This is a genomic window from Streptomyces alboflavus (assembly GCF_000716675.1).
GTDB lineage: Bacteria > Actinomycetota > Actinomycetes > Streptomycetales > Streptomycetaceae > Streptomyces > Streptomyces alboflavus.
In genome coordinates, this window is record NZ_JNXT01000105.1 from 8,786 (window position 1) to 33,803 (window position 25,018).

Annotated in this window: 3 protein-coding genes; all 3 read right to left on the reverse strand. The window is 74.8% G+C overall.

What is annotated here, in order from left to right:
- Nucleotides 1-68: 68 nt before the first annotated feature.
- Nucleotides 69-10,961 (reverse strand): SDR family NAD(P)-dependent oxidoreductase, encoded by a 10,893-nt coding sequence (locus OO63_RS47285; protein ID WP_346009357.1) that lies wholly within the window; start codon nt 10,959-10,961, stop codon nt 69-71.
- On the reverse strand, nt 10,924-12,759 hold the full coding sequence (locus OO63_RS47660; RefSeq protein WP_051811737.1) for a beta-ketoacyl synthase N-terminal-like domain-containing protein: 1,836 nt from the start codon (nt 12,757-12,759) through the stop codon (nt 10,924-10,926). Before OO63_RS47660 ends, OO63_RS47285 begins: the two co-directional genes overlap by 38 nt.
- A gap of 130 nt (nt 12,760-12,889) precedes the next feature.
- Nucleotides 12,890-24,964, reverse strand: a complete 12,075-nt coding sequence (locus tag OO63_RS47295; RefSeq protein ID WP_051811740.1) for a type I polyketide synthase — start codon at nt 24,962-24,964, stop codon at nt 12,890-12,892.
- Between the last annotated feature and the right edge of the window lie 54 nt (nt 24,965-25,018).

Sequence of the window (25,018 nt, forward strand, 5' to 3'; positions counted from 1 at the left end):
GCGACGGCCCCGCCCCCCGGATGCAAGGGGCGGGGCCGTCGCCGTACCGCTGTGTCGGAGCGCCTGTGTCAGAGGCGGTCCAGCCACTCCTCGACGGCGCGCGCCGTGGTGTGGGAGTGCTCCTCCATCACCGTGAAGTGGGTGCCGGGCACGTCCACCGTCGTGTGCTCCAGCTTCCAGGACGGCCGCCAGTCGTACTCCCGCGTCCACTCCATGAGGGGCTCGCTCGCCCGGACCAGGAGCGTCGGCGCCTCGATGGCGTCGGGCAGCAGGCCGAGGAACATGTAGCGGGCCATGGCGGTGACCCAGGCGTCGCCCCAGTCGTCGCCGTCGGCGTCCGTGACGACCGCGCCCTCGGCGTCCGGTGCGGAGTCATAGCGGTCGCTGAGCTGCTTGCCCATCGCGGCGGCCATGTCGCCGAGCGCCTTCTCCTCGACGTACGTGTCCACGAGGACCACGCCCGCGGGTCCGACGCCGCGCTCCTCCAGCTCCCGGGCCACCGCGTGCGCGACGAGCCCTCCGGAGGAGTGCCCGGCGAGGACGTACGGCTTGCCTCCGGTGTGCCGCTGCACGGTGTCGGCGTGCAGCCGCACCAGGGCCTCCTTGTCGGCGGGCAGCAACTCGCCCTCCAGGAAGCCCGGGTGGGTGATGACGCTGACGTCGCGCCGGTCCCGGAAGTACGCGCCGAAGCGGGCGTAGTCGTACGCGCTGGAGCGGCCGACGTACGACGTGAACAGGACCACGCCGACCGGGTCCTCACCGCGCGCGAGCGTGAACGGGGCGCGCGGCGCGTCGAGTTCGGCCTCGCCCGTGAACGAGGCACGGAACTGGGCCATGGTCCGCAGGAGCGGGATCAGGTCGTCGGCCCTGCCCTGCCGCGCGGCCTCGTCGTACAGCTCGGCGAGGCCGGTCGCGGACCGGGGCGCCGCGACGGCGGGCGGGGCCTCGGCGGCCTGCCGCGCGGCCGTGGGCGTGGACACGGGGGCGGACGCGGGGGCGGGCTGCCGGGCGGCCGGGGCCGTCCCGGCGCCCCGCGCCTGTCCGGCGGTCCGCTCGCGCGGGGCCGTCGTGCCCTGGCCCGCGGGCGCGGCCTGGTCCAGGTCCGCGGCGAGGCGGTCGGCCAGGGCCCGCGGGGTGCGGTTCTGGAAGACCAGGGTCGCCGGGAGGCGCAGGCCGGTCGCGGCCATGAGGCGGTTGCGCAGCTCGACGCCGGTGAGGGAGTCGAAGCCCAGCTCCAGGAAGCCGCGTTCGTCCTCGACCCGGTCGGCGGAGGCGTGCCCGAGCACGGCCGCCGCCTGGTCCCGCACCAGGGCGATGAGCAGCTGTGCCCGCTCGTCGGCGGACGCGGCGGCCAGACGGCGCGCGAAGACCTCCGCCTCGGACGCCGCCGCCCCGGCGGCGGCACGGCGGGCCTGGGCCCGCACCAGGCGCCGCAGCAGCGGCGGCACGGCCTCGCCCTGACGCGCGCCGGCCCGCAGGGCCGCCGTGTCGAGGCGTACGGGCAGGACCAGCGGAGCGCCCGACGAGCGGCCCGCGTCGAAGAGTTCGACGCCCTCGTCCGACGACAGCGGCAGGACGCCGCCGCGCGAGATGCGGGTGCGGCGCGCCTCGTCGAGGTGGCCGGTCATGTCGCTGGCCTCGGCCCACAGGCCCCAGGCGAGCGCCGTGGCGGGCACGCCCCGGGACCGCAGGTGGTGCGCGAAGGCGTCGAGGAAGGCGTTGGCCGCCGCGTAGTTGCCCTGGCCGGGGCTGCCGAAGGTGGCGGCCGCGGAGGAGAACAGGACGAACTCCGCCAGGTCCTGATCTGCCGTCAGCTCCGCCAGGTTGAGGGCCGCGTCCAGCTTGGGCCGCAGGACCGTGTCGACGCGCTCGGGCGTCAGGGACCCCACGAGGGCGTCGTCGAGGACTCCGGCCGTGTGCACGACGGCGGTCAGCGGGTGCGCCGCCGGGACCGCGGCGAGCACGGCGGCCAGCGCGTCACGGTCGGCGACGTCGCAGGCGACCACGCGGGCCTCGGCGCCGAGTCCTTCGAGTTCGGCGACCAGTTCGGCGGCGCCCGGCGCGTCGGGGCCCCGGCGTCCGGTCAGGAGCAGGTGCCGGGCGCCGTGCTCGGCGACCAGGTGCCGGGCGACGAGGGCGCCCAGGGTGCCGGTGCCGCCGGTGATGAGGACGGTGCCGTCGGGGTCGGGGGTGCGGGGGGTGGTGGTCGCGGGGGACTCGGCGGTGTCGGGCCCGGCGGTGTCGGCCCCAACGGTGTCGGCCTCGGCGGTGTCGGCTCCGGCCGCCGGAGCGGAGGCCGCGGCCCTCGCCGGGGCGGGCACGAGCCGGGGCGCGAGCAGTACCCCTTCGCGCACCGCCAACTGCGGCTCGTCCAGGGCCAGTCCGGCGAGGAGCAGGGCGGCGGCAGAGGGCCGGTCGACCGAGTGACCGTGGCCCTCGGCGCTCGCGTCCCCCTCCTCACCCGCGCTGCCGACGCCGCGCACCGCGTCGCCGCCGCGCGCCCCCTCCAGGTCGATCAGCACGCACCCGGCTCCGTCCGGGCCGCCCGCCTGCTCGGACTGGGCCGAGCGGGCCAGGCCCCACAGCGGGGCGTGCGCGAGGTCCGGTACGTCGCCGCCGTCGGCGGCGACAGCGCCCCGGGTCACCAGGACGAGCCGGGTGGCGGACAGGCGCGCGTCGGACTGCCAGGTCTGGAGCAGGGCGAGGGCCCGGCCCAGGGCGGCGCGGGCACGCGCGGCGGTGGCATCGGCGTCCAGGGAGTCGGCCGTCCCGCCCGGGGCCACGGCGCCCGAACCCCCGACGTCCGTCCCGTCGGCGCCCGACTCGTCCATGAAGGTGACGAGCAGGGTGTCCGGTGCGTCGGCGCCGCCGTCGAGCGCCGCGTACAGCGCGTCGATGTCCTCGTACGCCGCCACGCGCGCCCCGGACGCGGTGAGTTCGGCGCCGGACCGCAGCGGGTCGGGGCCGACCGTCGCCCAGGTCGTGCCGGTCGCGTCGGCCGTGCCGGTGGGCAGCGGCGTCCACTCGACGTGGAAGAGGGCGTCGCGGTGCCCGCCGCCGGAGGCCGCGCGCAGCTGCTCGGGAGCGACGGGGCGCAGTTCGAGGGAGTCGGCGCGGGCGACCGGCGCGCCGGTGTCGTCGGCGAACAGCAGCGCCACTCCCCCGGTGCCGTCGGGACGCACCCGCACGCGCAGGACGGTGGCGCCCTGTGCGGTCAGGGTGACGCCGGTCCAGGCGAACGGGAGCCGCACGCCGTCGGTCTCCGCGAAGGGCGCGAGGGCGACGGCGTGCAGGGCGGCGTCGAGCAGCGCCGGGTGCACGCCGAACGCGGTGGCGTCCCGGTGGGCCTCTTCGGGCAGGTGGACCTCGGCGTAGACGGCGTCGCCCGCCGGGTCCCGCCAGGCGGCGCGCAGGCCCTGGAACACCGGGCCGTAGCCGAGTCCGCCCTCGGCGAGGCGCTCGTAGAACCCGTCGACGGCGACCGCTTCGGCGCCCTCGGGCGGCCACACGGTCAGCGCCTCGCCGTCCCGGGCGGACGCGGGCGCGGCCTGCGTGTCGCCGAGGGTGCCGGTGGCGTGCCGCGTCCACGGGGCGTCGGTGGCGCCCTGGGTGCGCGAGGACACGGTGAGCGGGCGGCGGCCCGCGGTGTCGGGGGCGCCGACCCACACCTGGAGGGTGACGGTGTCGTCCTCGGCGACGACGAGCGGCGCCTGGAGCGTCAGCTCCTCGACGAGCCCGCAGCCGACCTCGTCCCCGGCGCGCAGCGCCATCTCGACGTACGCGGTGCCGGGCAGCAGCACGGTGTCCCCCACCGCGTGGTCCGCGAGCCAGGGGTGGGTGCGGCGGGTGAGCCTTCCGGTGAGCAGGTACTGGTCGGCGTCGGCGAGTTCCACGCTGGCGCCGAGCAGCGGGTGTCCCGCGGACTCGATGCCGACGGCGGTGACGTCGCCGGTGCCCGCGGCGGCGGGCGCGGGCCAGAAGCGCTGCCGCTGGAAGGCGTACGTGGGCAGGTCGACGACGGTGCGTTCGCCGGGCAGGAGGGCCCGCCAGTCGAGTGCGGCGCCGTGGACGTGCGCCGCGGCGAGGGCGGCGTACAGCTGCTCGGTGCCGCCCTCGTCGCGGCGCAGGGAGCCGAGCGCGACCGCGCCGGTGTGCGGCGTGGCGTCGATGGTCTCCTGCACGGGGACGGTGAGGACCGGGTGCGGGCTCATCTCCAGGAACAGACCGTGCCCTTCGGCGAGGAGGCCGCGGGTGGCCTGCTCGAAGAGGACGGTGTGGCGCAGGTTGCGGTACCAGTAGCCCGCGTCCATCGGCGTTCCCGCGTCCAGCCAGGTGCCGGTGAGGGTCGAGTACAGCGGGGTCGTGGGGGTGCCCGGGGCGACCTCGGCGAGCGCTTCGGCGATGCGGGCCTCGATCTCCTCCACGTACGAGGAGTGCGACGCGTAGTCGACGGGGACGGCGCGGGCGCGCAGTTCCCGCGCGGCGCACTCGGCGATCAGCTCCTGGAGTGCCTCGGGGTCGCCGGAGACGACGACCTGGGAGGGCCCGTTGACGGCGGCGATCTCGATGCGGCCGCCCCAGGCCTCCAGGAGCGCCGCGACGTCGTCCTGCGGCAGGACGAGGGAGACCATGCCGCCCTTGCCGGACAGCTCGCGGATGGCCTGGCTGCGCAGGGCCACGACGCGGGCGGCGTCGCGCAGCGACAGCGCACCCGCCACGCATGCGGCGGCGATCTCGCCCTGGCTGTGACCCACGACGGCGGCGGGTTCGACGCCGGCCGCCTGCCAGGTCGCGGCGAGGGACACCATCACGGCGAACAGGACCGGCTGGACCACGTCCACCTGGTCGAAGTTGTCCCCGCTCAGCTCGTCGAACAGGTTCCAGTCGACGAACTCCGCGAGCGCGTCGGCGCACTCGCCCATGCGGTCGGCGAACACCGGGCTGGTGTCGAGGAGTTCACGGGCCATCCCGGCCCACTGCGAGCCCTGGCCAGGGAAGACGAACACCGGGCGGACCGTGCCGCCCTGAGCACGGCCCACAGCCACATTCCGCGCGGTCGTGTCACCCTGCGCCAGCGCCTCAAGTCCGGCGAGCAGCTCCTCCCGGTCGCCGCCGAGGACGACACCCCGGTGCTCGAACCGCGACCGGGCCACCGCCAACGACCAGGCCACATCGCCGAGTTCGAGGTCGGGGTGGGCCAGGAGGTGGTCCCGCAGCCGGGCGGCCTGGCCCGGGAGCGACTCCGGGGTCTTGGCGGAGAGGGCGAGGGGGATGACGGCGGGCCGGGACAGCTCGGGGGCGCCGGTGGGTGCGGCGGCGGCCTCGGACACCCCGGACGCCTCGGACACCCCGGACGCCTCCGGGGCCTGCTCCAGGATGACGTGGGCGTTCGTCCCGCTGATGCCGAACGAGGACACGCCCGCGCGGCGCGGCGCCCCGTCCTCCCGTCCGGGCCAGTCGCGCGCCTCGGTCAGCAGCTCGACGCCCGCGCCGGACCAGTCGACCTCGGGGGTCGGGGCGTCCACGTACAGCGTCTTGGGCAGGGTGCCGTGGCGCATCGCCAGGACCGTCTTGATGACGCCGCCGACACCGGCGGCGGCCTGGGTGTGGGCGATGTTGGACTTCAGCGAGCCCAGCCAGAGCGGCCGGTCCTCGGGGTGGTCCTTGCCGTAGGTGGCGATGAGGGCCTGGGCCTCGATGGGGTCGCCGAGGGTGGTGCCGGTGCCGTGGGCCTCGACGGCGTCGACGTCGGCGGGCGTGAGGCGGGCGTTGGCGAGGGCGGCACGGATCACGCGTTGCTGGGAGGGGCCGTTCGGCGCCGTCAGACCGTTGCTCGCGCCGTCCTGGTTGATGGCGGTTCCACGCACGACGGCGAGGACCTGGTGGCCATGGCGCTGAGCGTCCGACAGGCGCTCCAGGACGAGCATGCCCACACCCTCGCCCCAGCCGGTGCCGTCCGCGCCCGCGGCGAAGGACTTGCAGCGGCCGTCGGGGGCCAGGCCGCGCTGGCGGCTGAACTCCGCGAACGAAGTGGGCGTCGGCATGACCGCCGCGCCGCCCGCGAGCGCCATCGAGCACTCGCCCTGCCGCAGCGCCTGCACGGCGAGGTGCAGCGCGACGAGCGAGGAGGAGCAGGCCGTGTCGACGGTGACGGCGGGGCCCTCGAAGCCGAAGGAGTACGAGAGGCGGCCGGAGGCGACGCTGGCCGCGTCGCCGGTCATGACGTAGCCCTCGACGCCCTCGGCGCCGTTCAGCGTCGTCGAGTAGCCCTGGGTCGACAGGCCGACGAAGACGCCGGTGTCGCTGGCGCGCACGGACGCCGGGACGATGCCCGCGCGCTCCACGGCCTCCCAGGAGGTCTCCAGGAGGAGCCGCTGCTGCGGGTCCATGGCCAGGGCCTCGCGGTGGTTGATGCCGAAGAAGTCCGGGTCGAACTCGTCGGCGTCGTGCAGGAAGGCGCCGGTCGTGACGTACGTCAGGCCGTCGTCGCCGTCCGCGCCCGAGCCGTCGAGGCCCGCGGGGGCGGCGACGTCCCAGCCCCGGTTCACGGGGAACCCGGACAGGCCGTCCTCGCCCGCGGCCACCATGCGCCACAGGTCCTCGGGGGAGCGTACGCCGCCGGGGTAGCGGCAGCTCATCGCGACGATGGCGATGGGCTCGTCGGCCGCGCCCCGGGACGCGTCCTCGCGGTCCGCCGGGGCGGCGCTCGGAGCGGTGGGCTCGGGGAGCGAGCCGAGCAGTTCCGTGCGCAGGTGGGCGGCGAGGGCGACGGGCGTGGGGTAGTCGAAGACGAGGCTGGCGGGCAGCCGCAGTTCGGTGGCGCCGCCGAGGCGGTTGCGGAGCTCGACGGAGGTCAGCGAGTCGAAGCCCAGCTCCTTGAACGCCTTGGCCGCGTCGACGGACTCGGGCGACGGGTAGCCGAGGACGGCGGCCACGTTGGCGCGTACGACGTCGACGAGGAACTGTTCGCGGTCCTCCGCGGCGAGCCCGGCGAGACGCTCGGCCAGGGGCTCCTGGCCGTCGGCCGCCGTGCCGCCCGCCTGCGCGGTGACGGCCTTGCGGACCTGGCCGCGGATGAGGCTCCGGAACAGCGGGGGCACGTCGGCGCCGAACTGCTGACGCAGGACGTCGGTGTCGAGCTTCATGGGGACGAGGGCGCCGTCGGGCTGGGCGAGGGAGGCGTCCAGGAGAGCGAGGCCTTCCGCCGCCGACAGGGCAGCGACTCCGGCCCGGTTCATGCGGTCGATGTCCTCGTCCGCCAGCGCACCCGCCATACCGCCCTGGTCCGCCCACAGACCCCACGCGAGGGACGTCGCGGGCAGGCCCTGGGCACGCCGGTACTGAGCCAGGGCATCCAAGAAGGCGTTCGCGGCCGCGTAGTTGGCCTGCCCAGCACTGCCCAGAACACCAGCAGCCGACGAGAACAACACGAACGCCGACAGATCCAGGCCCGCCGTCAGCTCATGCAGATTCACCGCCGCATCCACCTTCGGACGCAACACCGTGTCCAACCGCTCCGGCGTCAACGAGGTCAGCACCCCGTCGTCCACGACACCGGCCACATGCACGACCGCACTCAGGTCATCACGCACAGAACCGAGAAGCGTCTCAAGGGCCGCACGGTCCGCCACATCACACGCGGCGATGGCGACAGACGCACCCAACTCCTCCAGTTCCGCCCGCACTTCACCCGCACCCGGAGTGTCCTCACCCCGACGCGACACCAACAACAGATCCCGCACGCCATGGTGCTCGGCCAGATGCCGGGCCACAACCCGACCCAGACCACCCAGCGCACCCGTCACCAGCACCGTGCCCCGCGCCTCGAACACCGGCGGCAACGTCAGCACGACCTTGCCCACATGCCGCGCCTGAGACAGATAACGGAACGCCTCCGGCGCCCGCCGCACATCCCACGCCCGCACCGGCAACGGCGACAACACGCCCTGCTCGAACAGCGCCAGGACCTCCGCCAGCATCTCCTTGATGCGGTCGTGTCCGGCGTCGATCAGGTCGAAGCTCTGGTACGTGACTCCGGGGTGGTCCTCGCCGATGGTGTGCGGGTCGCGGAGGTCGGTCTTGCCCATCTCCACGAACCGGCCGCCGCGCGGCAGCAGCCGCAGCGACGCGTCGACGAACTCCCGTGCCAGGGAGTTCAGGACCACGTCCACACCCTGGCCGTCGCTGGCCGCGAGCACCGACGTCTCGAAGTCGAGGGTGCGGGAGGAGGCGATGCGGGAGTCGTCGAGGCCGAGGCCCCGCAGCACGTCCCACTTGCCGGCGCTGGCCGTCGCGTGCACGTCGGCGCCGAAGTGCCGGGCGAGCTGCACTGCGGCCATGCCGACACCACCGGCGGCGGCGTGCACCAGGACCGACTCTCCGGCTTCGAGGCGGGCGAGGTCCCGCAGGGCGTAGTACGCCGTGAGGAACACCGTCGGCACGGACGCGGCCTGAGCGAAGGACCAGCCCCGCGGCATGCGGGCCAGCATCCGCGAGTCGGCGACGGCCAGCGGCCCGAAACCGCCCTCCAGGAGGCCGAGGACGCGGTCGCCGACGGCCAGATCCGTGACCTCGGACCCGATCTCGACCACCACGCCCGCGCCCTCGGTACCCATGACGGCATCGCCCGGGTACATGCCGAGCGCGATCAGCGGGTCACGGAAGTTGACGCCCGCCGCGCGGACCGCGACGCGGACCTCTCCGGCATCCAGGGCCCGGCCGCCGGACACCTCGGCGTCGTCGGCCACGGGAAGGAGCGCCAGGTTCTCCAGCGTGCCCCGGCCCGTGACGCCCAGCTGCCAGGTGTCGCCCGCCGGTACCGGCAGCGCGCCGCCACCGGCGCGCACGAGGCGCGGCACCCACACCACGTCCCCGCGCACCGCCACCTGCGGCTCGTCCAGACCGAGCACCGCCGGAAGGAGCGCCAGCGCCTGCTCGGCGCCGTCGACGTCCGCCAGGACGAGGCGCCCCGGGTTCTCCGACTGCGCCGACCGCACCAGGCCCCACACGGGCGCGTCGGCCAGGCCCGCGCCCGACACGACGTCGCCGGAGCCGACGCCCACGGCGGCCGCGAGGGCGGGCACGTCCGCGTACGCCGTGACCGTCGCTCCGGCGCGCTCCAGTGCCGCGCGCAGCCCCAGCTCGTCGGCGCCGAGGACGGCGTGGAATCCGCCGGTCGCGGGAGCCGACGCGGGCGCCACGCTCCAGTCGACGCGGTACAGCGAGTCGTGGCGGGTGCCCTGTTCGGCGCCCGCGTCGGGCACGGCGAGGGGCCGCAGGACGAGGGAGTCCACGGTGGCGACCGGCTCGCCGGAGGCGTCGGCGACGACGAGGGCCACGCCGTCGGTCCCGGCGGCGGTGAGCCGGACCCGCAGCGCGGACGCACCCGTGGCGTGCAGTGTCACGCCGGTCCAGGAGAAGGGCATGCGGCCCTGCTCGGTGTCGGACACGAAGGTGCCGAGGCCCAGCGGGTGCAGGGCGGCGTCGAGGAGCGCCGGGTGCAGGCCGTAGGCGGCGGCGCCGTCCTGGTCGTCCTCGGGCAGCGCGACCTCGGCGAAGAGTGCGTCGCCGCGCTGCCACACCGATCGCAGGCCCTTGAACGCCGAGCCGTAGCTGAATCCGGCGGCGGCGAGGCTGTCGTACAGGGCGCCGGTGTCGGCCTGTTCGGCGTCGGCCGGGGGCCACTGGGTGAGGTCGGCGTCGGCGGGGCGGGCGGCCGGGGCGGGGGCGAGGGTGCCGGTGGCGTGGCGCTGCCAGGGCTCGTCGGACCAGAGTTCGTCCGGTGCCGTCTGCTGAGGGCGCGAGTAGAGGTTGACCGGGCGGCGCCCGAAAGCGTCGGCGGCGCCCACGGCGAGCTGCACCTGTACGCCGCCCCGCTGGGGCAGGACGAGGGGCGCCTGGAGGGTCAGCTCCTCCAGGTGCGCGCAGCCGACGCGGTGCCCGGCGTGCAGGGCGAGTTCGACGAAGGCCGTGGCGGGCAGCAGGACCGTGCCGCCGAGGGCGTGGCCCGCGAGCCACGGGTGGGTCGCGAGGGACAGTCTGCCCGTGAAGAGGTAGCCGTCCATGTCGGCGAGCGCGACGGCGGCGCCGAACAGCGGGTGCTCCGCCGGGCTCAGACCGGTCGCGTGCACGTCGCCGGTGCCGCCGACGCCGGGGCGGGGCCAGTAGCGCTCGTGCTGGAAGGCGTACGTGGGCAGGTCGACGCGGGTGCGCGAGGCGACGGAGGCGTACAGCGGCGTCCAGTCGACGTCGGCTCCGCGCACGTACGCCTTGGCGAGGGCGGTCAGGAATGTGTCCGGTTCGGGGCGGTCCTTGCGGAGGGCACCGATGAGGCCGACCTGAGCGTCCGTCTCGGCGAGCGTGTCGTGCGCCATGGCCGTCAGGACGGAGTCGGGGCCCAGTTCGAGGAGGGTCGCGACGCCGAACCCGGTGAGCGCGCCGACTCCGTCGTGGAAGCGGACGGCCTCGCGGATGTGGCGGACCCAGTAGCCGGGGTCCTTCAGCTCGCTCGCGGTGGCGAGGCGCCCGGTGACGTTGGAGACGACCGGGAGGGTGGTGTCCTGGTACGTCAGACCCTCGGCGACCTTGCGGAAGTCCTCCAGGATCGGGTCCATGAGGGGTGAGTGGAAGGCGTGCGAGACCTTCAGCCAGCGGACCTTGCGGCCCTCGCCGCGCAGCTTCTCCTCCAGGCCCTCCAGGGCCGTGCGGTCACCGGAGAGCACGACCTGCGAAGGACCGTTGACCGCCGCCACACCCACGCTCTCGGAAAGGCCCTCAAGGAGTGGCAGTACGTCGGCCTCGGCGGCCTGGACGGCCAGCATGGCCCCGCCCTCGGGCAGCGACTGCATCAACCTGCCGCGTGCGACGACCAGTTGAGCCGCGTCTTCCAGGGACCAGAGTCCGGCCACGTACGCGGCCGTCAGCTCACCGATCGAGTGCCCGCCGACAATCTCCGGCCGCACCCAGCGCATCCGCGAACACCGGGAACGCCTCGTACAACTCACGCCCCATACCAAGGCGCTGGCTGCCCTGACCGGTGAAGACGACCCCGAGACGGCCCTCGACCACCGCGCCCGACACCACTCCCGGGCCGTCGCCGCCGGTGGCGATCGTCTCCAGGCCGGAGAGGAAGTCGTCGCGGTCCTGGCCGAAGAGCACGGCGCGGTGTTCGAGGGCGGAGCGGCCCGACAGGAGGGACCAGCCCACGTCGACGGGGCGGAGGTCCTCGTCGGCGGTGACGTGGTCGCGTATCCGGGCGGCCTGGGCGCGCAGGGCCTGGGCGCTGCGGCCCGACACCAGCCACGGCGCGGCGGTCGGGGGTGTCACGGGCGCCGTCGGCTGCGGCTCGGCGGGGGCGGCTTCGTCCGTGGGGGCCTGCTCCACGATGACGTGGGCGTTGGTGCCGCTGACGCCGAAGGACGAGACGCCCGCGCGGCGGGGGCGTCCGGCTTCGGGCCAGTCGCGGGCCCGGTCGAGGAGTTCGACGGCGCCCGCCGTCCAGTCGACGTGGGTGCTGGGGCGGTCCGTGTGCAGGTTCTCGGGCAGGACGCCGTGCCGCATCGCCATGACCATCTTGATGACTCCGGCGACGCCCGAAGCGGCCTGGGTGTGGCCGATGTTGGACTTCACGGAGCCGAGGAGCAGCGGCCGGTCGGCGGGGCGGTCCTGGCCGTACGTGGCGAGGAGTGCCTGGGCCTCGATGGGGTCGCCGAGGACCGTGCCGGTGCCGTGTCCCTCGACGGCGTCGATGTCGTCGGTGGCGAGGCGGGCGGCCGCGAGGGCCTGGCGGATGACGCGCTGCTGGGAGGGGCCGTTGGGGGCGGTCAGGCCGTTGGACGCGCCGTCCTGGTTCACGGCGGAGCCACGGACGACGGCGAGGACCTGGTGGCCGTTGCGGCGGGCGTCGGACAGGCGTTCCAGGGCGAGGACGCCGACGCCCTCGCCCCAGCCGGTGCCGTCGGCGGCCTCGGCGAAGGGCTTGCAGCGGCCGTCGGAGGCGAGGCCGCCCTGACGGCTGAACTCCGCGAACGCGCCGGAGGTGACCATGACGGCGACACCGGCGGCGACAGCGAGGTCGCACTCGCCCTGCCGCAGGGCCTGGGCCGCGAGGTGCAGGGCGACGAGCGAGGACGAGCAGGCCGTGTCGACGGTGACCGCCGGGCCTTCCAGGCCGAAGACGTACGACACGCGGCCGGAGATGACGCTGGAGACGTCACCGGTGAGCAGGTAGCCGTCGACGTTGTCGGGTGACGCCATGAGGGCGGGGCCGTAGCCCTGCGCGGTCGCGCCGACGAAGACGCCGGTGCGGCTGCCGCGCAGCGAGGTCGGCGGGATGGCGGCCCGCTCGAAGGTCTCCCACACGGCTTCCAGGAGGAGGCGCTGCTGGGGGTCCATGGCCATGGCCTCGCGGGGCGAGATCCCGAAGAAGGCGGCGTCGAAGTCACCGGCGTCGTAGACGAAGCCGCCGCCGCGCGCGGGGCGCCCGGGGTCGGCCGTCGCCTCTTCCTCGGTGCGGCCACCGAGGGCTTCGACGTCCCAGCCCCGGTCGGTGGGGAAGGCGGAGAGCGCGTCGCGCCCCTCGGCCACGAGCCGCCACAGGTCCTCCGGGCTGCTGACGTCGCCGGGGTAGCGGCAGCTCATTCCGACGATGGCGATGGGCTCGGGCTCCTCCGCCTCGGCGTCGCGCAGCCGCTGGCGCGTCTCGTGGAGGTCGGCGGTCACCCGCTTGAGGTAGTCGAGGAGCTTTTGCTGGTCCGCCATCGGAAACTCACCTGTTCGCGTAGTCACAAGAAAAACCGCACTGGTCGGGCCGACCGGGCCGGAGACCGGCCCCGGTCGGACTGATTCAGGCTGTGCTGATTCAGGCTGTGCTGATTCAGGCTGTGCTGATTCAAGAAATGCCGAGTTCTTTGTCGATGAAGTCGAAGACCTCGTCGGCGGACGCCGACTCGAGCCGCGAGGAGACTTCCTCGCCGTCGGCCGGCGCCTCGGCGTCCGCGCCCTTCCACTTCGACATCAGTGCCTCCAGGCGCATCGTGATGCGCATGCGGGCGCTGTCGTCGGGCGCGATGGAGCTGAGGCCCGCCTCCAGGCGGTCCAGCTCCTGGAGGGTGGAGTCCACCCCGGCGGAGTCGTCCTGGAGCAGCTGCGTGCGCAGGTACTGGGCCAGGACGACGGACGTCGGGTAGTCGAACACGAGGGTGGCGGGCAGCCGCAGCCCCGTGGCCTTGTTGAGGCGGTTGCGGACCTCCACGGCCGTCAGGGAGTCGAAGCCGAGCTCCCGGAAGGCGCGGTGCGCGTCGACGGACTCCGCTCCGGTGTAGCCGAGCACGGCGGCCGCGTGGGTGCGCACGATGTCGAGCAGGATCACCTCGCGCTCAGGCTCGGTGAGCGGGGCAAGGCGGCGCCGCAGGCCGGTGGCCGCGTCGTCGCCGGTGCCCGCGTCGGCCCCCGGCTCGGTGGCCACGGACCGCGCGTACCTGCGCACCTCGGGCAGGTCCCCGATGAACGGGCTCGTGCGCGCCGAGGTGAAGGCGGGCGCGAACCGCTCCCAGTCCAGGTCGGCGACGGCGACGAACGTCTCGTCGCGCGCCACGGCCTGGGCGAGCGCGGCGACCGCGAGGTCCGGTGCCATCGGCCTGAGGCCGCGCCTGCGGAACTGCTCCTCGCCGTCGTCCCCGGCCATGCCGCCCCCGGCCCACAGGCCCCACGCCACGGACGTGGCGGTCAGGCCGCGGGCCCGGCGCCGCTCGGCGAGGGCGTCGAGGTGGGCGTTGGCGGCGGCGTAGGCGCCCTGACTGCCACTGCCCCACACGCCCGCGTTGGACGAGAACAGCACGAACGCGTCCAGCGCGTCGGTGTCGAGGAGGGCGTCCAGGTGGGCGGCGCCCGCCACCTTGGCCTCCAGGACACCGGCGATGTCGGCGGCGGTGGTCTCCGCGAGCGGCTGGCCCTGGCCGACGCCCGCCGCGTGGAACACGGAGCGCAGCGTGTGCCCGTCCTCGACGAGGCGGCCGAGCAGCGCGGCGACGGCGTCGCGGTCGGCCACGTCGCAGGCCGCGACGGTCACCTTGGCGCCCAACTCCTCCAGTTCCGCCTGGAGTTCGTCGGCGCCGGGGGCGTCCGGGCCGCGACGGCTGGTGAGCACCAGGTGCTCGACGCCCGCACGGGCCAGCCAGCGCGCGACGTGCCCGCCGATCGCACCCGTGCCGCCGGTGACCAGCGCCGTGCCGCGCGCCGTCCACTCCGGTGTCGCACCCGCACCGAGCGGCGCCCGCACGAACCGGCGCACGAGCACGCCCGCCTGCCGCACCGCGAGCTGGTCCTCGTCCCCGGCACCGGCGAGGATCCCGACGAGCTGGGCCACGGCCCGCTGGTCGGGTTCCTGCGGCAGGTCGACGAGGCCGCCCCAGCGGTCGGGGCACTCCAGGGCCGCGACCCGGCCGAGGCCCCACACCTGCGCCTGCGGGGGCAGGGCGGCGTGGTCGGCGGGGCCGGTGGCGACGGCGCCGCTGGTGACGGCCCACATCCGCGCGCCGATCCCGGCGTCGCCGAGGGCCTGGACGAGGGCGACGGTGCCGGCGAGGCCGACAGAGACGCCGGGCTGGTCGGCGGCTGCGCCCTCGTCGAGGGCGAGGAGGCTGAGCACACCGGCCGGTTCCTCGTCCGGCCCTGCGGCGTGCTCCCGCAGCCGCTCGGCGAGCGCCTCGCGCGTCATCTCGCCTGCTGCGACGCGGAGTTCGCGTGTCTGGGCCCCGGACCGCGCCAGGGCCTCGGTGACGGCCGCCGCCCACGCGTCGCCGCCTTGCTCCGACGGCTTCTGCGGTACGACGACCAGCCAGCGGCCCGTCGGACCGGCCGCCGGGAGACCGCCCGCGAGGGGCTCCCAGGCGACCTGATAGCGCCAGCCGTCGAGCGTCGACCGCTCGCGCCGCTGCCGCCGCCAGGACGAGAGGGCGGGCAGGACCGCGCCCAGCTCGGCGGCGGGTCCGTCCGCCACGTCCAGCTCACTGGCCAACTGCTCCAGGTCTTCGCGCTCCACGGCGTCCCAGAACCGCGACTCGACCTCGTCCGTGGCCAGGTACGCGCCTTCGGGCTCCTCCTCCGCCTCCGGGGCGAGCAGCCAGTAGTGCTCGCGCTGGAAGGCGTAGGTGGGGAGGTCGACGGTGGTGCGGGCGCCGGGGAAGAGGGCCTTCCAGTCCAGCTCGGCGCCGTGGGCGTGGGCTTCTGCGAGGGAGGTGGCCAGGCGGTCGGCGCCGCCCTCGTCGCGGCGGAGAGAGCCGAGGGTGACGGCCTGGCTGTCGGTCGCGTCGATCGTCGCCTGGACCGGGACGGTGAGGACCGGGTGGGGGCTCATCTCCAAGAACAGGCCGTGCCCCTCGGCGAGGAGGCCGCGGGTGGCGTGCTCGAAGAGGACCGTCTGGCGGAGGTTGCGGTACCAATAGCCCGCGTCCATCGGGGTGTTGGCGTTCAGCCACTCCCCCGTGAGGGTCGAGAACAGCGGGACCTCGGCGACCTGCGGGTCCACCCCGGCCAGCGCTTCGGCTATCTGCTGCTCGATCTGCTCCACGTACGAGGAATGCGAGGCGTAGTCCACCGGGATCGTCCGCGCCCGCACGTCCTGAGCCACGCACTGCGCGACCAGCCCTTCCAGCGCCTCCGGCTCACCGGAAACCACCACCTGAGCAGGGCCGTTCACGGCGGCAAGCTCGATCCGGCCGTCCCACGCGCCGATCAGCTCACGCACCTCGGCCTCGGGCAGCGGCACGGACACCATCCCGCCCTTGCCCGACAACTCCCGGATCGCGAGGCTGCGCAGGGCCACCACACGGGCGGCATCGCGCAGGCTGAGCGCGCCCGCCACGCAGGCCGCAGCGATCTCGCCCTGACTGTGACCCACCACGGCCGCAGGCTCCACGCCAGCCGCCTGCCAAGTCGCGGCCAGGGACACCATCACGGCGAACAGGACCGGCTGGACCACGTCCACCTGATCGAAGTGGCCCCCGCTCAACTCCTCAAAAAGCTCCCACTCCACGAACTCCGCCAGCGCGTCACCGCACTCCCGCATCCGATCCGCGAACACCGGCGACTCGTGCAGGAGTTGGCGCGCCATACCGGCCCACTGCGACCCCTGCCCCGGAAACACGAACACCGGACGGACGACACCGCCGAGCGCACGACCGGACACCACCTGCGTGGCCGCCGCGTCGTCCTGAGCGAGCGCGTCGAGCCCGGCAAGGAGCTCGTCCCGGTCCCGCCCGAGGACGACGCCCCGGTGCTCGAACCGCGACCGCGCGACCGCCAACGACCAGGCCACATCGCCCAGTTCGAGGCCGTCCCGCGCGACCAGGTGTTCCCGGAGTCGCGCGGCCTGGTCCCGCAGGGCGCCGTCGGTCTTCGCCGAGAGGGCGAGCGGTACGACTCCGGCCACCACCGGCGACGGCGCGTCACCGGTGTCCCCGGTGTCGGCCCCGGTGGGCTGCGGCTGCTCGGCCGCAGGGAGCTGTTCCAGGATGACGTGGGCGTTCGTACCGCTCATGCCGAAGGAGGAGACACCCGCGCGGCGGGGCGCGCCCTGGCGGGCGGGCCAGTCGCGGGCCTCGGTCAGGAGCTCGACGGCGCCTTCGGTCCAGTCGACCTCGGGGGTGGGCTCGTCGATGTGGAGGGTCTGGGGCAGTACGCCGTGGTGCATGGCGAGAACCATCTTCATGACGCCCGCGACGCCGGAAGCGGCCTGGCTGTGCCCGATGTTGGACTTGATGGAGCCGAGCCAGAGGGGTTCGCCGGTCTCCGGGCGGTCCTGGCCGTAGGTGGCGAGGAGCGCCTGGGCCTCGATGGGGTCGCCGAGGGTGGTGCCGGTGCCGTGGGCCTCGACGGCGTCGACGTCGGCGGGGGTGAGGCGGGCGTTGGCGAGGGCGGCGCGGATGACGCGCTGCTGGGACGGGCCGTTGGGGGCGGTGAGGCCGTTGCTGGCGCCGTCCTGGTTGATCGCCGAGCCACGCACGACGGCGAGGACCTGGTGGCCGTTGCGGCGCGCGTCGGACAGGCGCTCCAGGAGCACCATGCCGACGCCCTCGGCCATGCCCATGCCGTCGGCGGAGGCGGCGAAGGCCTTGCAGCGGCCGTCGTCGGCGAGGCCGCGCTGCTGGCTGAAGGCGATCAGCGCGCCGGGCGACGACATGACGGCGACGCCTCCGGCGAGCGCGAGGGAGCACTCGCCCTGGCGCAGCGCCTGGGCCGCCAGGTGCATGGCGACGAGCGACGACGAGCAGGCCGTGTCGACCGTCACCGCGGGGCCTTCGAGGCCGAAGGTGTAGGCGATGCGCCCGGAGATGACGCTGGGCGCGCTGCCGGTGAGGATGTGGCCCTCGGATCCGGCGGACACCTGGCCGGGGCCGGTGCCGTAGTCCTGGTAGTTGGTGCCGACGAACACTCCGGCGGCCTCCCCGCGGACCGCGCGCGGGTCGACGCCCGCACGTTCGAAGGCCTCCCAGGAGGTCTCCAGGAGCAGGCGCTGCTGCGGGTCCATGGCCAGGGCCTCGCGCGGCGAGATGCCGAAGAAGGCCGGGTCGAAGGCGCCCGCGTCGCGCAGGAAGCCGCCGCCCCTGGTCGTGGTGGTGCCGGGGGTCTCCGGGTCCGGGTCGTAGAGGTGGGCGATGTCCCAGCCCCGGTTGGCGGGGTAGCCGCCGACGACGTCGGCGCGGCCTTCCAGGACCTCCCACATCCGCTCGGGGCTGCTGATGCCGCCCGGGTAGCGGCAGCTCATAGCGACGATGGCGATGGGCTCGTCGGTGGCCGCGGCGACGGTGGCGACCGGCGCGGCGGTGGTGGCCTTGTCGGCGCCGAGGACCTGGGTGCGCAGGTACGCGGCCAGGGCGGTGCCGTTGGGGTGGTCGAAGACGACCGTGGTGGGCAGCTTCAGGCCGGTCGCCGCGCCGAGCCGGTTGCGCAGGTCGACGGCGGTCAGGGAGTCGAACCCGAACTCGCGGAAGGCCCGCTCGGGGTCGAGGGCCTGCGCGGACTCGTAGCCGAGCACCGCGGCGGCGTGGGTGAGGACGAGGTCGAGCAGGACGCGGTTCTGCTCGGGTGCGGCGAGGCCGGTCAGGCGCTCGCGCAGCGCGGCCGCCTTGGACGACGTGTCGCCGCCGTCCGCCGCGTCCCCGTCACCGGCGGGTCCGCCCTGGGCGGCGAGGACGCGCTGGGCGTCGGGCAGGTCGGCGAGGAGCGGGCGGGCGCGCCGCGAGGTGAACACGGGCACGAACTGGTCCCAGTCCACGTCGGCGAGGGCCAGGAACGTCTCGTCGTCGTCGAGGGTCTGCCGCATGCCCGCGAACGCGAGGTCGGGGTCGAGGAACGGCAGCCCCTGGCGGCGCAGTTGCTCCGGGTCGACGTCGATGGGCGCGCTGCCGCTCAGGTACGGGTTGACGACGTTCCACACGCCCCAGGCGATGGAGGTCGCGGTCAGGCCACGTGCCCTGCGGTGCTCGGCGAGGGCGTCGAGGTGCGCGTTGGCGGCGGCGTACGCGGCGTGGTCGCCGCTGCCCCAGACACCCGCGATGGACGAGAACAGCACGAACGCGTCGAGTTCCGCGCTGTCCAGGAGCTCGTCGAGGACGACGGCGCCCGCGACCTTCGCGGCGACGATCTCGGCGAACTCGGCGAGCGTGGTGGTGGCGATCGGCGCCAGCTCGATGAGCGCGGCGGCGTGGACGACGGCGCGCAGCGTGTGCCCGTCGGCGGCGAGCCGGTCGAGGAGCGCGGCGACGGCGTCGCGGTCGGCGACGTCGCAGGCCGCGACGGTGACCTGGACGCCAAGGTCCTCCAGTTCGGCGCGGAGTGCGTCGGCGCCGGGGGCGGCCGGGCCGCGGCGGCTGGTGAGGACGAGGTGCTCGGCGCCCTCGCGGGCCAGCCAGCGCGCCATGTGGGGGCCGAGGGCGCCGGTGCCGCCGGTGATGAGGACGGTGCCGCGGGGGGTCCACGGCGAGGCGCCGGTGCTGCCCTTCGTGGGGGCGCCGTCCTTCGCGGTGGCGTTGCCCTTGCCGGGTGCGGCCTTCACGGACGCGGACGGTTCGGCGCGGACGAGGCGGCGTACGAAGACTCCGGAGCCGCGCACGGCGAGCTGGTCCTCGTCGCCGGCGCCCGCGAGGATCCCGGCGAGCCGGGCCGCGGTGCGGCTGTCGGGGACGGCCGGGAGGTCGACGAGGCCGCCCCAGCGCTCGGGGTGCTCCAGGGCCACGACGCGGCCGAGGCCCCAGGTCTGCGCCTGGGCGGGGCTCTCCACCCGGTCGTTGCGTCCGGTGGAGACGGCTCCGCTGGAGATCACCCACAGCTTGGCGTCGGTCCCGGTGTCGCCCAGGGCCTGGACGAGCGCCACGGAACCCGCGAGACCGGCGGGCAGCACGGGCTGCTCGGGGTGGGGCTCCTCGGCGAGGGCGAGCAGCGACACCACGCCGACGGGCTCCGCCCCGTCGGGGGTGCCGGTGGTGTACTCGCGCAGCCGCCCGGCCAGCGCCTCCCGGTTCAACTCCGCCGCGTCTACGTGGACTTCGGCGACCTCCGCACCGGCCTGCGCCAGTGCTTCGGTGACGCCCGCGGTCCACGGGTGGGCGGCGGCTTCCTCCGGTACGACGACGAGCCAGCGGCCCGTCAGGACGGGCCCGGGCAGCGCACCGCTCGCCAGCGGCTTCCAGGTGACCCGGTAGCGCCAGCTGTCCACGGTGGACTTCTCACGCCGCTGCCGCCGCCACGACGACAGGACGGGCAGGACCTCGCCGAGCCCGGCGGCGGAACCCTCCGCCACGTCCAACTCGGCCGCGAGGCCCGCCAGGTCCTCGCGCTCCACGGCCTCCCAGAACCGTGCCTCGACCTCGTCCACGACGGGGGCGGGCTCGGCGCCCGCCTCCTGCTCCGGCGCGAGCAGCCAATAGTGCCGGCGCTGGAAGGCGTACGTGGGCAGGTCGACGGTGGTACGGGCGCCCGGGAAGAGGGACTTCCAGTCCAGCTCGGCGCCGTACGCGTGGGCCTCGGCGAAGGACGCCGCCAGACGGTCCGCACCGCCTTCGTCACGGCGCAGGGACCCGAGGGCCACGGCCGAACCCTCGCGTCCGGCAGCCTCGATGGTGGCCTGCACGGGGACGGTGAGCACCGGATGGGGGCTCATCTCCAGGAACAGGTCATGCCCCTCGACGAGGAGACCACGGGTGGCGTGCTCGAAGAGGACCGTCTGCCGGAGGTTGCGGTACCAGTACCCGGCGTCCATCGGGGTATCGGCGTCCAGCCACTGTCCCGTGAGGGTCGAGTACAGCGGGACCTCGGCGGCCTGCGGGGTCACCCCGGCCAGGGCCTCGGCTGTCTGCTGCTCGATCTGCTCCACGTATGCGGAGTGCGAGGCGTAGTCGACGGGGATCGTGCGGGCGCGGACATCGCGGGCCACGCACTGCGCGACCAGTTCCTCCAGCGCGTCCGGCTCACCGGAGACCACGACCTGGGCGGGACCGTTGACGGCGGCGACGGAAATGCGGTCGTCCCACGCGGTGATCAGCTCCCGCACCTCGGCCTCGGGCAGCGGCACGGAGACCATGCCGCCCTTGCCCGACAGCTCACGGATGGCCAGGCTGCGCAGCGCGACCACGCGGGCGGCGTCGCGCAGGCTGAGAGCACCCGCGACACACGCGGCGGCGATCTCGCCCTGGCTGTGCCCCACCACGGCCGCAGGCTGAACACCCGCTGCCTGCCAGGTCGCAGCCAGCGACACCATCACGGCGAACAGGACCGGCTGGACCACATCCACCTGATCGAAGTTGTCGCCGCCCAGCTCCTCCAGCAGATCCCACTCGACGAACTCCGAAAGCGCAGCTGCGCACTCCCGCATCCGCTCCGCGAACACCGGGCTGGAGTCCAGCAGCTCACGGGCCATCCCCGCCCACTGCGACCCCTGCCCCGGGAACACAAACACCGGCCGGGCCGTGCCGCCCTGCGCCCGCCCCGTCACGACGTTCTGCGCGCTCGCGTCGTCGTGCGCCAGTCGGTCGAGCCCGGCGATCAGCTCGTCCCGGTCGCCGCCGAGGACGACGCACCGGTGTTCGAACCGCGACCGTGCGACCGCCAACGACCAGGCGACATCGCCGAGTTCGAGGCCGGTGTGGGCCAGGAGGTGGTCCCGGAGCCGTGCGGCCTGGTCGCGCAGCGCGTCCTCGTTCTTCGCCGAGAGCGCGAGCGGTACGACGCCCGCCACCACCGGCGACGGCACGTCACCGCCCTCGTCGGCGCCCGGCTCCTCGGCGGCCGGGCCCTGCTCCAGGATCACGTGCGCGTTCGTGCCGCTGACGCCGAACGACGACACACCCGCGCGGCGCGGCGCGCCGCCGTCCCGCTCGGGCCAGGCGCGGGACTCCGCGAGGAGTTCCACGGTGCCCGCCGACCAGTCGACCTCGGGGGTCGGCGCGTCCATGTTCAGCGTGCGCGGAAGGACGCCGTGGCGCATGGCCATGACCATCTTGATGACACCGGCGACACCGGCGGCGGCCTGCGTGTGGCCGATGTTGGACTTCACGGAGCCGAGGAGCAGCGGCCGGTCGGCCGGGCGCTCCTTGCCGTAGGTGGCGATGAGGGCCTGGGCCTCGATGGGGTCGCCGAGGGGCGTGCCGGTGCCGTGGGCCTCGACCGCGTCGACGTCCGTGGTCGTGAGGCGGGCGTTGGCGAGGGCCTGGGTGATGACGCGCTGCTGGGACGGGCCGTTGGGGGCGGTGAGGCCGTTGCTGGCGCCGTCCTGGTTGATGGCCGAGCCACGCACGACGGCGAGGACCTGGTGGCCGTTGCGCTGGGCGTCGGACAGGCGCTCCAGGACAAGCATGCCCACGCCTTCGCCCCAGCTGGTGCCGTCGGCGGCGGCCGCGAACGGCTTGCAGCGGCCGTCGGGAGCCAGGCCGCGCTGGCGGCTGAACTCCAGGAAGGTGCCCGCCGTGGGCATGACCGTCACACCGCCCGCGAGCGCGAGGGAGCACTCGCCCTGGCGCAGCGCCTGCGCGGCCAGGTGCAGGGCCACGAGGGAGGAGGAGCAGGCGGTGTCGACGGTGACGGCCGGGCCTTCGAGGCCGAAGGAGTACGAGATGCGGCCCGAGGCGATGGCGCCGGAGCTGCCGGTGCCGAGGTAGCCGCCGAGGTCCTCGGGGACGCTCGCGACCTGGGAGCCGTACTCGTGGTAGATGAGCCCGGCGAAGACGCCTGTGGGGCTGCCGTGCAGCGTGGCCGGGTCGATCCCGGCGCGCTCGATGGCCTCCCAGGAGGTCTCCAGGAGGAGGCGCTGCTGGGGGTCCATGGCGAGGGCCTCGCGGGGCGAGATGCCGAAGAACGGGGCGTCGAACTCGCCCGCGTCGTGCAGGAAGCCGCCCTCGCGGGCGTAGCTGGTGCCGACGCGCTCGGGGTCGGGGTCGTAGAGGGACGCCGTGTCCCAGCCGCGGCCCTCCGGGAACTCGGTGATGGCTTCTTCGCCGTCGGTGAGCAGCCGCCACAGGTCTTCGGGGGTGTGGACGCCGCCGGGGAAGCGGCAGCTCATCGCGACGATGGCGATGGGCTCGTCCTGGGCCGCGACCGCCACCTGCGCGCTCCGGCCGCCGGCCGCGCCCGGGGCGTCCGTGAGGTCGCCGAGGATCTCGGTGCCGAGGTACCGGGCGAGGGCGACGGGCGTCGGGTAGTCGAAGACGAGGCTGGCGGGCAGCCGCAGTTCGGTGGCGGCGTTCAGGCGGTTGCGGAGTTCGACGGAGGTCAGCGAGTCGAAGCCCAGCTCCTTGAACGCCTTGGTGGGCGCCACGTCTTCGCCGGATGCGTAGCCGAGGACGGCGGCCACCTGGGCGCGGACGAGGTCGAGGAGGGCGCGCTCGCGGTTCTCGGGGGCCAGCGCGGTCAGCTGGTCGGCGAGGGAGGTCCCGGCCGCCGCGGGCCCGGACTCGACCACGCGGCGGGTACGTCCGCCGCCGCGGATGAGGCTCCGGAACAGCGGGGGCACGTCCGCGCCGAACTGGCGGCGCAGCGTGTCGAGGTGCAGCTTCATGGGGACGAGGGCGCCGTCGGGCTGGGCGAGGGAGGCGTCCAGGAGCGCCAGGCCCTCGTCGGCAGAGAGGGCCGCGACTCCGGCCCGGTTCATGCGGTCGATGTCCTCGTCGGCGAGGGCTCCGGCCATGCCGCCCTGGTCCGCCCACAGGCCCCACGCGAGCGAGGTCGCGGGCAGGCCCTGGGCACGACGGTGCTGCGCCAGCGCGTCCAGGAACGCGTTGGCGGCCGCGTAGTTGGCCTGCCCCGCACTTCCGAGTACACCGGCGGCCGACGAGAACAGCACGAACGCCGACAGGTCGAGGCCCGCCGTCAGCTCGTTCAGATTCACCGCCGCGTCCACCTTCGGACGCAGCACCGTGTCCAGCCGCTCCGGCGTCAGCGAAGTGATCACGCCGTCGTCCACGACACCGGCCACATGCACGACCGCGCTCAGGTCATCACGTACAGAGTCGATCAACCCGGCCAGCGCCGCACGATCGGCGACGTCGCAAGCGGCGATGGTGACCGCCGCTCCCAACTCCTCCAGTTCAGACCGCACTTCATCCGCACCGGGAGTGTCCGCACCCCGGCGCGAGACCAGCAGCAGGTCACGAACCCCGTGCCGCTCCGCCAAGTGCCGGGCCACGACCCGACCCAGACCGCCCAGCGCACCGGTGACGAGCACCGTGCCCCGCGCCTCGAACACCGGCGGCAACGTCAGCACGACTTTGCCCACATGCCGCGCCTGAGACAGATACCGGAACGCCTCCGGCGCCCGACGCACATCCCACGCCCGCACCGGCAACGGCGACAACACACCCTGCTCGAACAGCGCCAGGACCTCCGCCAGCATCTCCCGAACCCGCTCGGGGGACAGTTCGGCGAGGTCGAAGTTCCGGTACTCCACGCCCGGGTGGGCGTCGGCCACGGCGTCGGGGTCGCGGAGGTCGGTCTTGCCCATCTCCACGAACCGGCCGCCGCGCGGCAGCAGCCGCAGCGACGCGTCCACGAACTCCCGTGCCAGGGAGTTCAGGACCACGTCCACACCCTGGCCGTCGCTGGCCGCGAGGACGGACGCCTCGAAGTCGAGGGTGCGGGAGGAGGCGATGCGGGAGTCGTCGATGCCGGACGCGCGGAGCACGTCCCACTTGCCGGTGCTCGCCGTGCCGTAGACCTCGGCGCCGAAGTGCCGGGCGAGCTGCGTGGCGGCCATGCCCACGCCACCGGCGGCGGCGTGCACGAGGATCGACTCGCCCGCTTCCAGAGCGGCGAGGTCCCGCAGGGCGTAGTACGCCGTGAGGAACACCGTCGGCACAGCGGCGGCCTGAGCGAAGGACCAGCCCTGCGGCATGCGGGCCAGCATGCGGGCGTCGGCAACGGCCAGCGGGCCGAAGCCGCCGTCGATGAGGCCGAGGACGCGGTCGCCGACGGCCAGGTCCGTGACGCCGGGCCCGATCTCGACGACCACGCCCGCGCCTTCGGTGCCCATCTGGGCGGCACCGGGGTAGATGCCGAGCGCGATGAGGGCGTCGCGGAAGTTCACTCCGGCGGCGCGTACGGAGACCCGCACCTCGCCCGCCGCGAGGGTCCTGCCGCCGAAGTCGTCGGCGTCGTCGGCCACGGGAAGGAGCGCCAGGTTCTCCAGCGTGCCCCGGCCCGTGACGCCCAACTGCCAGGACGTACCGGCGGGAACATCGAGGTCACCGCCCGCAGCCCGCGTCAGGCGCGGCACCCACACCACGTCCCCGCGCACCGCGACCTGCGGCTCGTCAAGACCGAGCGCCCCCGGAAGGAGCGCCAGCGCCTGCTCGGCGCCGTCGACGTCCACCAGGGCGAGGCGGCCCGGGTTCTCCGACTGCGCCGACCGCACCAGGCCCCACACGGGCGCGTCGGCCAGGCCCGCGCCCGACACGACGTCGCCGGAGCCGACGCCCACGGCGCGCGCCGGTGGCGGCGAGGGCGGCGCGCAGACCCAGTTCGTCGGTGCCGA

Coding starts and splice junctions, on each gene's coding strand:
- OO63_RS47660 (WP_051811737.1), bottom strand. CDS start 12,759: ATGGCGGACCAGCAAAAGCTCCTCGACTACCTCAAGCGGGTGACCGCC.